We start from the raw sequence: 13078 nt of genomic DNA on the forward strand, positions 1-13078 counted from the left end.
CGGCGGACGGCGGCGAACCGGGAGGCCTCCGAGATGACCCGTTACGCCGCACCCGGCACCGAGGGTGCGATCGTCACCTACGCGTCCCGCTACGACCACTGGATCGGCGGCGAGCCCGTACCGCCCGCCCGCGGCCGGTACTTCGAGAACCCGAGCCCCGTCAACGGCAAGGCGTTCACCGAGATCGCCCGCGGCACCGCCGAGGACGTCGAGCGCGCCCTGGACGCGGCGCACGCTGCGGCGCCCGCCTGGGGACGCACGGCGCCGGACGCCCGGGCGAACATCCTGCTGAAAATCGCCGACCGGATGGAAACCCATCTGGAGGAGCTCGCCGTCGCGGAGACCTGGGAGAACGGCAAACCGGTCCGGGAGACCCTCGCGGCCGACATCCCGCTGGCCATCGACCACTTCCGGTACTTCGCCGGTGTGCTGCGCGCCCAGGAGGGCTCGCTCAGCCAACTCGACGACGACACGGTCGCCTACCACTTCCACGAGCCGCTCGGCGTCGTCGCGCAGATCATCCCGTGGAACTTCCCCATCCTGATGGCCGTCTGGAAGCTCGCCCCGGCCCTGGCCGCCGGCAACGCGGTGGTGCTGAAGCCCGCCGAGCAGACGCCCGCGTCCATCCACTACTGGATGGGCCTCGTCGCCGACCTCCTGCCGCCGGGAGTGGTGAACATCGTCAACGGCTTCGGTACGGAGGCGGGCAAGCCCCTCGCGTCGAGCCCTCGGGTGGCGAAGGTCGCCTTCACCGGCGAGACCACCACGGGGCGGCTGATCATGCAGTACGCCGCGGAGAACATCAGGCCCGTCACGCTGGAACTGGGCGGCAAGTCGCCGAACATCTTCTTCGACGACATCTGGTCGGCCGACGACGAACTCCGCGACAAGGCCCTGGAGGGCTTCACGATGTTCGCCCTCAACCAGGGCGAGGTGTGCACGTGTCCGTCACGGGCGCTGATCCAGCGCGGCCACTACAGCGAGTTCCTGGACGCCGGCATCGCCCGCACCGAGGCGATCGTCCCGGGCCACCCCCTCGACACGGACACGATGATCGGCGCGCAGGCATCCAACGACCAGTTGCAGAAGATCCTTTCGTACCTGGACATCGGCCAGCAGGAAGGCGCGAAGATCCTCACGGGTGGCCGGCGCATCGAGTACGACGGCGAGCTGGCGGGCGGCTACTACGTGCAGCCGACGATCTTCGAGGGCGACAACAGGATGAGGGTCTTCCAGGAGGAGATCTTCGGTCCCGTCGTCGCGGTGACCTCGTTCACCGACTTCGACGACGCGATCAAGACGGCCAACGACACCCTGTACGGCCTCGGTGCAGGTGTCTGGACGCGCGACGTCAACCAGGCCTACCGGGCGGGCCGGGCGATCCAGGCGGGCCGGGTCTGGACGAACTGCTACCACGCGTACCCGGCGCACGCGGCCTTCGGCGGCTACAAGCAGTCGGGCATCGGCCGTGAGACGCACAGGATGATGCTGGACCACTACCAGCAGACCAAGAATCTCCTGGTGTCCTACTCGCCGAAGAAGCTGGGCTTCTTCTAGACGCCTGCGGAAAGGCGCCTGAACTGGGTCTTCACCCGTCAGGCGCCTTTCGCTCAGCTCGCTCCCGACCGAGCGCGGCTTGCGCGCCAACTCCCGGTGCCTCCCACGATTGCGCCCCTCCTGACCAGTGCTCCGGGACCGGTCACGGACCAGATCCCCCGGTTCAGCCCTCGGGTGCGTCACCCTGACTGACGCGCTGCCACTCGTTCATGGACTGCTCGATGAGACGGTTCGCCTGCTCTCGAAGGCCGTCAAGGACGGTTCGGGCGTTGGGGAAGCCACTGCCAGGCTGCTGCGTGAGGGTGGGCACCACGTAGTCATCACCGGTCGGCGGGCCGAACCGTTGCGGCACCTCTAACAGGAGACCGGAGTACTGGCATACCCCTCTGACGTAGGTGCCCCCGATGCTGCCGATGATCTCGTACGCACGACCCTGGCCGCCCATGGGCGACTCGACGGGCTCGTGCTCAACGCGGGCATCGGACGCGGCGGCACCGTGGGAGATTTGTCGTTGGATGACTGGGACGACGTGACCCGGCCAGCTGAGCCACGTGAAGTCGCGGAGGCAATCAGCTGGCTGCTTTCCCCGGCAGCGTCGTACGTCAATGGCGTTGCCCAGCAAGGACATGACTAAGCCTCGCCCGACGCGGTGAGCCACAGACTGACCTGCGGGCATCATGCGGTCAACGGCCGCATCACGTCGGCGAGCTGCGCTTCAACTCCAGCAGGAGGTACGGGTCACATAGGTCCGCCGACGGGAAGACCGCGCCGATCACTAGGCGCGATCCATCATCTGCATCTGCTCTTCCGTGTGGTGCTCGCCCGCAGCGGGCGGGAGGGCGTCGAGCCGGGCGAGCTGCTCGGGGCTCAGCCGGACCCCGGTGGCCGCCAAGTTCTCCTCGACGCGGGAGGCCCGTCGGCTGCCGGGGATCGGCACGATGTCGTCCCCCCGCGCGAGCAGCCAGGCGAGGGCCACCTGTGCCGGGGTGGCATCGGCATCGACGGCGACGGCCTCGACCTCGTCGGCGATGCGCAGGTTCTGCCGCAGGTTCTCCGCAGTGAAGCGGGGATTGTCCGCCCGGAGATCCGAGGCGTCGAAACGCCCGGCCGAGCGGACCGTGCCGGTGAGGAAGCCGTGGCCGAGGGGCGAGTAGGCCACGAATCCGATGCCCAGTTCCCGCAGGACCGGCAGTACGGCCTCCTCCGGGTCGCGGGTCCACAGGGAATACTCGGACTGGACTGCGGTGATCGGGTGGACGGCGTGCGCGCGACGGATCGTGGCGGGTCCCGCTTCAGAGAGGCCAATGTGCCGGATCTTGCCCTCGGCGACCATGTCGGCAAGGGCGCCGACGGTGTCCTCGATGGGGGTGTCGGGGTCGACGCGATGCTGGTAACAGAGGTCGATGTGATCAGTCCCGAGCCGCCGCAGCGAACCCTCCACAGCGGTACGGACGTTCGCCGGGCTGCTGTCGAGCCGTCCCGGCCCGCCGCCCGCGTGGGAGACCAGGCCGAACTTCGTGGCGAGCACCACCTGGTCGCGACGGCCGTCGATCGCCCGGCCGACGAGCCGCTCGTTGGTGTAGGGCCCGTAGATCTCGGCGGTGTCGAGTAAGGTCGCACCGAGGTCGAGGGCACGGTGCAGGGCATGGACGGACGCCGCGTCGTCCGAGCCGGAGCCCATGTAGCCGAAGGACATGCCCATGGTCCCCAAGCCGATCCGCGAGACCTCCAGGTCCCGCACTTTCGTGTGTCTCATCGGACCGCCTCCTTCGGGGCGCGAGGGTGGGTGTGGGTGCCGCCGGGGCACCGTCCCGTCCGCTCCGGGACGGGACGGTGCTGCCCGGCGGTAGTGCGGTGTCGGTCAGACCTCGTACTCGACCCCGACGCCGCCGAAGTGGAGCCGGCCCTGGACGAGGACCTTGTCGCCCTGCTCGTCGTAGCCGGTGAGGAGGCCCGCCTCCATCAGCCGGACGACGATCTGGGTGCTCAGCTCCTGCCTGCCGACGGCGCCGAGGCGCTTGACGAGCGTCTTGTAGCCGAACTCCTCCTCGGCGAGGTCCTGGAAGATCTGCCGGGTGTCGTCGTCCATCGGGTACTGGGCCATGTCGAGCCCGTCCTCGTTGGCCAGGACCTCCTGTTGCTCCAGCCGGAAGCTGATCGGCTCGACGCGGTAGTGCGGCTTGAGCACGGCCTTGCCACCTGCCCAGCGGAAGCGGCTGATGCTGTTCAGCCGCTTGGTGAGGTCGCTGATCCAGCGGATCCGCGCCGCGTTCAGCTCAGCCTCGCTGAAGTCGTCGCTGAGCTCGGAGCGCTGGTGGCGGCCGATGGAGATCATCGTGGACGCCCGGTCGCGGAAGGACGCCACAGTTCCGCCGGAGTCTTCCGGGTTGTTGCCCATCAGGCTCTCGAACCACTTCTTCCGGGTCAGACGGTCGTCGTCGGACTCGGTGATGCGTCGCTTCCGCCAGAACTCGGAGTCGGGCTCGGTGAAAGAGGCGAAGGTGTAGAAGGAGGCGAGGAACTGGTGGTACTGCTCGTAAGCCCCGCGGTAGGTGCGGTTGTACCAGGTGTGCACCGCGTCCTTCTCGTCCCCGTGGTGGGTGATGCGGTCGATGGCCGCGGCGGCGGACACCGCCGACTGCGAGGCCAGGTGCACGCCCTGCGAGAACAGCGGGTCGGTGAAGCAGGCGGCGTCGCCGCAGAGGAAGAAGCGGTCGGCGGAGAACACCTCGGTGTCGTAGGACCAGTCCTGTACGATCCGGACCTCGTCCACCTGCTTTGCGCCGTCAAGGATGTCCACGGCCTTGACGCACTTCGCGAGGGTGGCCGAGTAGAAGGTGTCGGCGCCCTGCTCGCGCACCTCGGCGGCCTTCGAGCGGTCGACGACCAGTCCGACGCTGTACAGGTCGTCCTTCAGCGGGATCATCCAGACCCAGCCGTCCTCGAACGTGATCGAGTACGTGGTGCCCTTCAGGTCCCCCTGGAAGGGGTCCTTTAGCCGGAAGTACGACCAGACAGCGAAGTTCCGGTAGAACTCGTCGTACTGGCGTACGCCGAGCTTTCGGGCGAGAGGGCCGCCGGAGCCGCCCGCGTCGATGACGAAGTCGCTCTCGACGGTGACGTTCTCACCTCCCGTGCGCACCGTCAGGACCACGCCGTCCGGGGCGGACAGGTCCACGTCGGTGACGGGGGTCTCCTCGTGGACGGCTATCCCGCGGCTCCGGGCCTCGTCGAGGAGAAGCTTGTCGAAGTCATCGCGCTTCACCTGGATGGCGTGGTCGAAGACCCAGGGCGTGACCTTGGGGGCCCCGAAGGAGAAGGTCCAGGGGGCCTGGTCCTGGCCCCAGAGGAAGGTAGCCGAGGGCTTCTTGACGTAGTTCTGCGCGTCAATCTTCTCCTGGAGACCGAGGCGGTTGAGGATCGACATCGTGCCGGGCAGCAGGGACTCACCGATGCGGTACCGGGGGAAGGCGGACCGCTCGTAGATCGTGACGTCGTGTCCGAGCTTGTGCAGAGTGAGGCCCGCGACACTACCGGCCGGCCCTCCGCCGATGATCGCAACCTTCGATCGTGCCATCACGTACTCCTTGGGACGGGGACTGGCTGACGGGACTCCGCGCCGGTGCGGCACGGAGCGTGCTGGGATGGGGTGGCCGGACGGGACCGGCGTACCAGTGCAGGCGGGAGGAGGACCTTCACCCCGCGTCGGCGCCCGACCGGGACCGCAGCTTCTTCATGCGGTCCGACATCGCGATCGTGTCGACCAAGTTGATCTTCGAGGGCACCTTGAAAGGTTCGACCCGGCCAGCGAGGAACTCCGTCACATGCTTTCGGAGGGCCGCGCGGGTGAGCTCGCCCCTGGGCTTGATGTCCACGCACACGGACTGGCCGGTGATCGCGTTAGGCCTTCCGTACACGACGCAGTCCTCTACGAGGGGACTGCCCATGAGGACCGACTCGAGTTCGAGGGGGAGGAGTTTCTCGCCGCCGACGTTGATGACCTCCTTGGCCCGGCCCTTTATCCGGAGGTAGCCGTCGGCTGCCTCCTCGACCAAGTCTCCGGTCCTGAACCAGCGGTCCTCGGTCAGCGAGTCGTCGTCGTAGTTCAGATAGCCGAGGAACTGAGTCCGGCTCCTGAGCTGGAGTTCGCCATCGACGATCCGGTACTCCACACCGGCGCCGGAGATCTTGAAGTACGTACTGCTCGATGATTCGCTCGTGGTGGTGGCGATGCCGGTCTCGCTCGTCCCGAAGGTCTGAAGCAGCCGCACCCCCGGGAAGGTCCGGTGGACCCGTTGGAGCAGTTCGTCGGACATCGGCTCGGCGCCGTACGTGATCAGGCGCAGGCTACTGAGGTCGTACGTGTGGTGGTAGCCGCCGACCATGATCAGATTGAGGTAGGTCGGGCTCGTGGGGAGGACGAGGATCCGGTGGCGTTCGATCAGCGCGCAGATCTCGTCCGGGGTGCGGTGGCGAGGAAAGACCGCGGTACCCCCGACGAGGAGGGTGCTGAGCAGCGAATTGATGCCCCCGATGTGATCGAACATCAGCACCATGAGGATGTTGAGGGCGTTCGACCGGCGGCGCGGTCGCTTCTCGAGCTTCTCGCCGACGATGACATCGAGACTGTGGAGGATGACCTTCGGTGCGCCGGTGCTGCCGCTGCTGAGCAGAACGAGTCCGGCGGCGTCCGGGTCACCGAGCCGGCCGTGCACGGCACCGGACCCTTCAGCGGCGTCCGGGCCGGTGGCGGTGTCCGGATCTGCGCCACCGGCCGTCGGCGCCGCAAGGTCCTGGATCTCGACGCCGGCCTCGGTCATCCCGACCAGATGACCCGGCTGGCAGTGCTCGACCAGGGTGTCGAGCGTCGTGTCGGTGAGGGTAACCGCTGGCACGATGACGTTCCTGTCCAGGAAGAGCGCGAACAGGGCAGCCACCGAGTCCAGGGAGTAGTCGCCATGGACGACTACGGTCTCCCGCGGCTTCACCCCGTGGAGCGCCAGTCGTTCCCGCGTGTCGCGAATCCGCTTCAGGAGCTCGGCGTACGTGACGGCGGTCCCGCGGTCGAAGAGCGCCGTCCGTGTGCCGAAGTCTTCGAACCTCCGCACCAGTTCGTCGCGCATTCAGTGCACACCCCCTAGAAAGAGCGTCTCGCCCGTGATGAACTCTGATTGCCGACCGAGTAGGAACTCGACCGGTCCGACGATGTCGGCCGTCGTGCACTGGCGGGATATCGCCTGGCGCGCGATCAGGGTGTCGATCTTGGGCCGAGGAACGGTTCTAGTCAGTACAGTGTGAACGGGCGGAAGCCCGATCCCGTTCACCCTGATGTCGAACGCCGACAACTCCTTGCTCATCACGCGGACGAGTTGTTCGACCGCGCTCTTGCTGGCTGAATAAGCGAGTTGTCCTTCGATGGCCCAGGGAACCGCAACCGTGGAGACGTTCAGGATCGCAGGGCTTTGTTCCGTCGACTTCCGCAGCAGTTTGACGGCTTCGCGGCAGCAGTTCAGCACGGCGAAGAAGTTGATGTCGAATATCTTGCGGGAAACCTCGTCGGGGGTCGTCATGAAGTGGTTCATCGACGAGGTTCCGGCATTGTTCACCAGTGCGTCGAGCTTTCCGCACTCCCGTCGGACACTCCGGAACATTGCTTTCGTCTGACCGGGGTCCGCGAGATCCACCTCGTGATGCCGGTAGCGCGGGTGGTCGATGGTCGCGGGCCTTCTACTGCACCCGATAACATCGTGCCCGGCCTCCAGGAAGTGCTCCGCGAGGGCCTTGCCGATACCGGTCCGGGTGCCGGTGATCATGAGGATCATGAGGGCGACGACCTGCGCTAACCGTGCACGCCGACGAGTTCCAGCTCTTCCTCGATGAAGCCGATCAGCCTGCGGACGCTGCTGAACGGACTCACCCTGCGGGACACCGCCTTCTCGGACGTGAGCGACACCTCGGTGCCGAACTCGTCCTCGATGTTCTCCTCGACCAGCGAGAGGAAAGCCACCAGGTACATCGACTCGAAGACACCGGAATCGCCGTAGAGACACAAGTCGAGCACATGGTCGGTGGGAATTCTCTCCTCACGCGTCAGATTGATCTCGTCGAGCGCCGCCACGACGACGTTCTGGATTCGCTCCGTCATCTTCAGGTCTCCGTCCAGCACAAAATACAGAACAGATCGCGTCGGCGACCGAATGATCCTCCGGACCAACGCATGAATTTTTATGTCATACGCCCCTGGTCCGCGCAAGGTCGTTCAATCCGTGCGGATCGCACAGGTCTTGCAAAGCGCCGGCGCACCCGACGGGTGTTCAACTGTCCCGTTCCTTCAGTTGCACACGGTGGTGATCTGCACACCCTTGCGGGCGGCGATCGATGTCCACAGACTTCGAAAACGCCGGACCCGGGAAGGGCCGAACCCGCAAAGGGAAGAGAAGGAAGGGGTGGGCCATGCAGAACCACACGGACGAGAAATCCGGCGTGGCCGGGCACGATGATGGGCACGTCCGGATCGGCGGACTGCCGGCATTCGACCCGGACGACCCCGCCGAGAACGCGGTCGTCAACCGGCTCGTCGGAAACTGGCACCGGCGCGCGGCCGTGAAGCGCGAGGAGCCGGACGTCTACGCCCTGTTCGATCCAGGTCGCCCGGATTTCCGGGAAGACATGATCCCCTTCCGGGCCCACCCGATCTGGGAGCGCCTCTCCGACGAGACCCGCTCCCGTCTGCTGAGCTGGGGCTGGGTGGCCTACAACCGGAACACGGTGCTGGTCGAGCAACGGATCGCCAATCCGGCCTTCGAACTGGTCATCGGCGGCGCGTACCCCGGTCTCGGCGGTCAGCAGCTGGAACTCGCAGTCGCGCAGGCCATGGTGGACGAGCAGTACCACACGCTCATGCACATCAACGGCAGCGCGGTTACGCGGCGGATGCGCCGGAGCGACTTCTCCGACCGCGTGCTGCCGGACTCGCACATCACCACGATCCACCAGGCGCATCTGGACCGGTGCGGGGAACCTTGGCAGCGGAGCCTCACCACGCTGGGCTTCGCGACAGTCGCCGAAATTTCCATCAACGCGTACCTCGACCTCCTCGCCGACGACCAGGACATCCAGGTCGTCAACTCCACCACGGTGAAGCTGCACAACCGCGACGAGTACTGTCATGCCTCGATCTCCGGCGAGATGATGAAGCAGGTGTACGAGGCGCTCCCGGCCGACCGGCGCCGTTTCCTCCTGGAGAAGGTCGTGGCGGGCCTGGAGGCCTTCGTCGCCCCGGACTTCACGACCTGGGAGACGATCGTCGCGTTCGAAGGCGTCCCGGGCTGGGAGAAGGCCGCCGCCGAGGTGCGGGAGGCCCAGGGCGGCACCCACCTCGTGCAGGACCACTCGGGGATCCACACCCTCCTGACGGAGATGGACGTGCTCGACCAGGTCGAGTTCGGCTGGGGCACGACGGTGACCCGGTGACCGCCGGCACCCATGGGACAGCGGCCCGCACCGGCCTGCGTCCCGCCGCGGTCGCCGTGCGCGACATCTACAGCTTCCTCTCCGACCTCGGCATGGACTGCGATGTCAACCCGTGCACGGCCTTTGTCGGCACCGTCGAGCCCGGGCGGGTCGAGGATCCCGGCGCATGGCGGGAGTTCGTCGGCCGGCTCGGGCTGACCCGGGCGCTCGCGCACCTGGTCGACGTGGAGGAGGAGGACGTAGTCGTGACCCTCGCCCCGCAGCCGGGACCGGTCGAGGGCGGCCTCGGCTCGCTGGCGGATCTGGTCACCGCGTACCACAACAGCCACCCGCTGGGGCTCGACGAGGCAGTGCACCTCGCGTACTGGCCGCACACGAACGGCGAGCACGTCGTCTTCGTCAAGTTCAGTCATCTGGTCGTCGACCTGACGGACGTGGTCGACCTGCTCCGGCACATCAGAGCCCATCTGCGTGGCGAGGCCGCGCCGGGCCGGATCGGCTCCCGTTACCGCCACCACGAGCGGACCGTGGAGCAGTACGCCGCCCTGCCTGCCGCCGACCCCGCTGAGGTCACCCGGGCCCTCGGCGACCTGCCCGCACCGGGCCGCAAGGGGATCCCAACGATCTCCGCGTCGGCGGAGGACTGGCTCCCGCTCCGCGAGGGTGTCACCTTCGATGAACTGCTCAGCGCCGTCACCAGCGCCCTGCTCCCCACCCTCGGCGGCGGCCTGGTCCTGCAGTACCCCTTCTCCCGCTGGGAGTTCGCGACGAAGGGCGGCTACTACGTCGAGATCAAGCCGCTCATCGTGCGGGCCGGGTCCTCCGCGGAGTACACCCCCGAGTACTTCGCGGAGACCCGGCAGGGCCAGGAGTCGCTGGGCCGGTTCACGATGTCCGATCTCGACGCCTTCGCACGGGCGTTCACCAGCGGCCGGATGCCCCGCGTCGTCGTCTCCGACACCACGTTCATGCGTCCGGAGCCGGGCCGCTGGCGCTGGGTGCCGGTACGCAGCGCGCGCGTCTTCGAGGATCTCAAGTTCCTCGCCGACCGGTCGTGGCCGGGCCCGCCGCTGTTGCGGATGCAGTACAAGCGCGGATTCCTCTCCACCGGGGACGCGGCCGACGTCCTCTACCGACTCAAGCAGCGAATTGGAGCAAGTGGTGGAACTCTCGGACCTGTTGACTGACCTCTTCCGGCGCCATCGTGGACGGACCGCGCTGCGGACCGCCGGGCGGACCTGGACGTACGAGGAGCTCGACCGGGTCACGAGCGCGCTCGCCGGCCGGATCGACCACGAGTGCCCCGCAGGCCGCCGCGTCCTGGTCTCCGGGGAACACACGGCGGAAGCCGTGGTCTGGGGCCTCGCGGCGATGCGCAGCCACGCCGTTCACACCCCGATGAACCCCGGCCTGCCCGCCGACCGGTTCGAGGAGTTCGTCCGTGTCGCGGACGCGGCGCTCCTCGTCTGCTTCGACCGCGAGGCCCTGGTGCGAGCCGAGAAGGCCGGCGTCCGCGCCCTGCACGCCGGTGACGTGGGCTGGCCCACCGACCCGGTGCCGGCGGGCGGCGTGCCCGAGGAGCCGACCCGTTCCCGCGTCGCGTACTCCATCTTCACCTCAGGCTCGACCGGCAACCCCAAGCTAGTCGACATCGGACACGGCGGTCTGCTCAACCTGTGTCGCTCTCTGCGGCGCCTGCTCGACATCACGCCGGACGACGAGGTCCTGCACTTCGCGTCGCTCTCGTTCGACGCTTCCATCAGCGAGATCCTCGGCACCCTGTACGCCGGAGCGACGCTCGTCGTCCCGGTCCGAGACCAGGCTTCGTGGCTGGGGTCCGTTTCGCGGCACCTCGCCGCCCACGGCTGCGACCTCGCCATGCTGTCGCCGTCCGTCTACGCGCGGCTCGACGACGCGGCACGCCGCCGTATCCGGAAGGTGGAGTTCTGCGGCGAGGCCCTGGGCGAAAGCGAGTACCACAAGGCGGCCCGGTACAGCCGGGTGTTCAACGCGTACGGCCCAACGGAGGCCACCGTATGCTTCTCCCTCGCCGAGCTGACGGAGTACACGCCGACCATCGGAACCCCCGTCGACGGCTTCCGGGCCTTCGTCCGCGACCCCGACACCGGTGACCATGCCACGGCGGGCACCGGCGAACTCGTCATCGTGGGCGACGGCGTGGCCCTGGGCTACGCCGGCGGGAGCGTGGCCGAGAACAAGGTGTTTGGAACGGTCGACGGTTCCCCCGCATACGCCACCGGGGACGTCGTGACCCTCTCCGACGACGGCCGACTCGCCTACGTCGGACGGATGGACGAGCAGATCAAACGCCTAGGACACCGGGTGAACCTCGCTCACGTCGAGTCCACGCTCTCCCGCCATCTGGACCGGGAGGTGGCACTGGTACGGCAGGGCGACACGATCCTGCTGATCACGGCCCTGGACGGCGACACCACCGAGGAGTCGCTCATAACCCGGATCAGGGGCCTGGTGCCCGCCTGGGAGGTGCCCGACCGGGTCGTACTGGTCGACGCGCTCCCGCTGACCTCCGGCGGGAAGGTCGACCGGAGCGCTCTACGGGAGCGGCTCGCGTCCCCGGTCGACGCCCCGGGCGGGGACACGGCGGAGCTGCGACGTGTACTCGGCGTCGTGACCGCAGTCCTGGGCCAGGAGATCGACCCGGACACGTCGATCTTCGACGCGGGCGGCAGCTCCCTCGCCATGATCCAGATCCAGGTCAAACTCTCCGAGACGTACGGCGAGGAGGCCGTCGAGGCCGCGTTCGCCGCCATGGACTACGACTTCGCCCCGTCCGCCTTCCTACGCCACCTTCGCGGAGAGGCCGTCGCCCCGACGGAGCCCGCCGTCGAGGCACTGCTGCGCCGGGTGGAATCCGAGTGCGACGCCCTGCGCGCCGAGCTTCCGGTGCTCCTTCACGACACCCGGCACGAGCCGGTGCCGTGGGCTGGGGCCGGCGACCGGGTCGTGCTCCTCACCGGCGCGTCCGGCTTCATCGGGGGGCATGTCCTCGACCGGCTGCTCTCCGCCGGTCGCCCAGTCCTGGTCGTCAGCACCGGCGACCCCGACCGGGTCCTGACCGAGCACCGCACACGGTTCGGACGGGAGGCCGCCGACTACGCTCGCGTGCGGGCTATCGCCTACGACGAACTGGAGCGGTGGGTGGACCGGCGGCGCGGCCCGGTCCTCGACGCTGTGGTGCACTGTGGCTACCACGTCAACCACCTGCTGCCGCTCGACAGCCAGATGAGTGGCAGCGTGCGCAACACGGCGCTGGTCGTTCGTGGCGCGGCAGCGCTGGGCGCCCGCTCCTTCGTCTTCCTGTCGGCCGCTTCGGCCGGAGCGGACTTCCTCCCCTTGTCGGCCGAGACTCTCACGGCGGTGGGTGACCCCTACTCACGGTCGAAGCTGATCAGCGAGGAGTACGTGAACACCCTCGCCGTCCTGGGGTGCGCGGTCTCCCACTACCGGCCCGGTCTGGTCTACGGGCACCGGCCCGAGGACCGCGGCTACCTCAAGGACGACTGGTTCACTGGTCTGATCGAGACGGCGCGCCGGGTACGCGCGATGCCCCGTCTCAGCGGCTACGTGCCGGTCTGCGACGTCGGCCATCTGGCTGAGACCCTTCTCGGGAGTCTGGGAGCGAGCCCGGGCACGGCCGGCGGCGAATCCCGGGGCTCGAACTCCCGGTCCGCGGTCGTGGTCCACCGCACGTACGCGTTCGACGAGCTGTTGCACCACACCGGGCTCACGGAGTCGGACGTCCTGACGCCCGCCAAATGGTTCGAGCGGGTGCGGGACGGCGGAGAAGTCCCCTCACCGCTCCTGGCCGCCATGCAGGCGGCATTGAGCGGCCCGGGCTGGCCCTCCTCCCACCGCGAGGTCGACCACGACATCCTCGGCCGTCTGCTCGGCGCGCCGCCGGACACCCAGACCGGGGACGGGGCAGGGATCGGAAGCATCGCAGAGGCCCAGAACGGCGCCGCCCACGCGTCGTCGCCGCGCTAGCAGGAACGGAGCCGTTGCCGAG

At 68.0% G+C, this 13078-nt stretch carries 10 protein-coding genes; 5 read left to right on the plus strand and 5 right to left on the minus strand.

Annotated elements, in window-relative coordinates:
* Positions 1-33 precede the first annotated feature (33 nt).
* On the plus strand, positions 34-1557 hold the full coding sequence (locus AB0J10_RS03025) for an aldehyde dehydrogenase family protein (protein WP_363057168.1): 1524 nt from the start codon (positions 34-36) through the stop codon (positions 1555-1557).
* A 373-nt stretch (positions 1558-1930) separates the two neighbouring features.
* The gene (locus AB0J10_RS03030) at positions 1931-2191 is read left to right on the plus strand and encodes an SDR family oxidoreductase (protein WP_363057573.1); all 261 of its coding nucleotides are present in this window, start codon (positions 1931-1933) and stop codon (positions 2189-2191) included.
* Between the two features lie 141 nt (positions 2192-2332).
* Here the strand turns inward: AB0J10_RS03030 and AB0J10_RS03035 are convergent, their stop codons facing one another.
* The 5 genes from AB0J10_RS03035 to AB0J10_RS03055 form a co-directional block, all read right to left on the minus strand.
* Entirely contained in the window at positions 2333-3313 is a 981-nt protein-coding gene (locus AB0J10_RS03035) for an aldo/keto reductase (RefSeq protein ID WP_363057170.1), read from the minus strand.
* A gap of 105 nt (positions 3314-3418) precedes the next feature.
* On the minus strand, positions 3419-5134 hold the full coding sequence (gene cmlS / locus AB0J10_RS03040) for a chloramphenicol-biosynthetic FADH2-dependent halogenase CmlS (RefSeq protein ID WP_363057172.1): 1716 nt from the start codon (positions 5132-5134) through the stop codon (positions 3419-3421).
* A 118-nt stretch (positions 5135-5252) separates the two neighbouring features.
* Complete coding sequence (locus AB0J10_RS03045; protein ID WP_363057174.1) at positions 5253-6680, minus strand: fatty acid--CoA ligase family protein; 1428 nt, start codon at positions 6678-6680, stop codon at positions 5253-5255.
* Positions 6681-7379: an SDR family oxidoreductase gene (locus tag AB0J10_RS03050; RefSeq protein ID WP_363057176.1), complete on the minus strand. Its 699-nt coding sequence runs from the start codon at positions 7377-7379 to the stop codon at positions 6681-6683.
* A gap of 17 nt (positions 7380-7396) precedes the next feature.
* The gene (locus AB0J10_RS03055; protein WP_363057178.1) at positions 7397-7702 is read right to left on the minus strand and encodes a hypothetical protein; all 306 of its coding nucleotides are present in this window, start codon (positions 7700-7702) and stop codon (positions 7397-7399) included.
* A 308-nt stretch (positions 7703-8010) separates the two neighbouring features.
* On the opposite strand from AB0J10_RS03055, the gene AB0J10_RS03060 reads away from it, so the two are divergent.
* Genes AB0J10_RS03060 through AB0J10_RS03070 form a run of 3 tightly spaced genes read left to right on the plus strand, consistent with a single transcriptional unit; the run spans position 8011 to position 13056 of the window.
* On the plus strand, positions 8011-9030 hold the full coding sequence (locus tag AB0J10_RS03060; RefSeq protein WP_363057180.1) for a diiron oxygenase: 1020 nt from the start codon (positions 8011-8013) through the stop codon (positions 9028-9030).
* Positions 9027-10217 (plus strand): hypothetical protein, encoded by a 1191-nt coding sequence (locus AB0J10_RS03065; RefSeq protein WP_363057182.1) that lies wholly within the window; start codon positions 9027-9029, stop codon positions 10215-10217. Before AB0J10_RS03060 ends, AB0J10_RS03065 begins: the two co-directional genes overlap by 4 nt.
* The gene (locus AB0J10_RS03070) at positions 10192-13056 is read left to right on the plus strand and encodes an AMP-binding protein (protein ID WP_363057184.1); all 2865 of its coding nucleotides are present in this window, start codon (positions 10192-10194) and stop codon (positions 13054-13056) included. Before AB0J10_RS03065 ends, AB0J10_RS03070 begins: the two co-directional genes overlap by 26 nt.
* Positions 13057-13078 lie beyond the last annotated feature (22 nt).

It is taken from the genome of Streptomyces sp. NPDC049887 (genome assembly GCF_040656535.1).
GTDB lineage: Bacteria > Actinomycetota > Actinomycetes > Streptomycetales > Streptomycetaceae > Streptomyces.

Coding starts and splice junctions, on each gene's coding strand:
- AB0J10_RS03025 (WP_363057168.1), top strand. CDS start 34: ATGACCCGTTACGCCGCACCCGGCACCGAGGGTGCGATCGTCACCTAC.
- AB0J10_RS03035 (WP_363057170.1), bottom strand. CDS start 3,313: ATGAGACACACGAAAGTGCGGGACCTGGAGGTCTCGCGGATCGGCTTG.
- cmlS (WP_363057172.1), bottom strand. CDS start 5,134: ATGGCACGATCGAAGGTTGCGATCATCGGCGGAGGGCCGGCCGGTAGT.
- AB0J10_RS03045 (WP_363057174.1), bottom strand. CDS start 6,680: ATGCGCGACGAACTGGTGCGGAGGTTCGAAGACTTCGGCACACGGACG.
- AB0J10_RS03050 (WP_363057176.1), bottom strand. CDS start 7,379: ATGATCCTCATGATCACCGGCACCCGGACCGGTATCGGCAAGGCCCTC.
- AB0J10_RS03055 (WP_363057178.1), bottom strand. CDS start 7,702: ATGACGGAGCGAATCCAGAACGTCGTCGTGGCGGCGCTCGACGAGATC.
- AB0J10_RS03060 (WP_363057180.1), top strand. CDS start 8,011: ATGCAGAACCACACGGACGAGAAATCCGGCGTGGCCGGGCACGATGAT.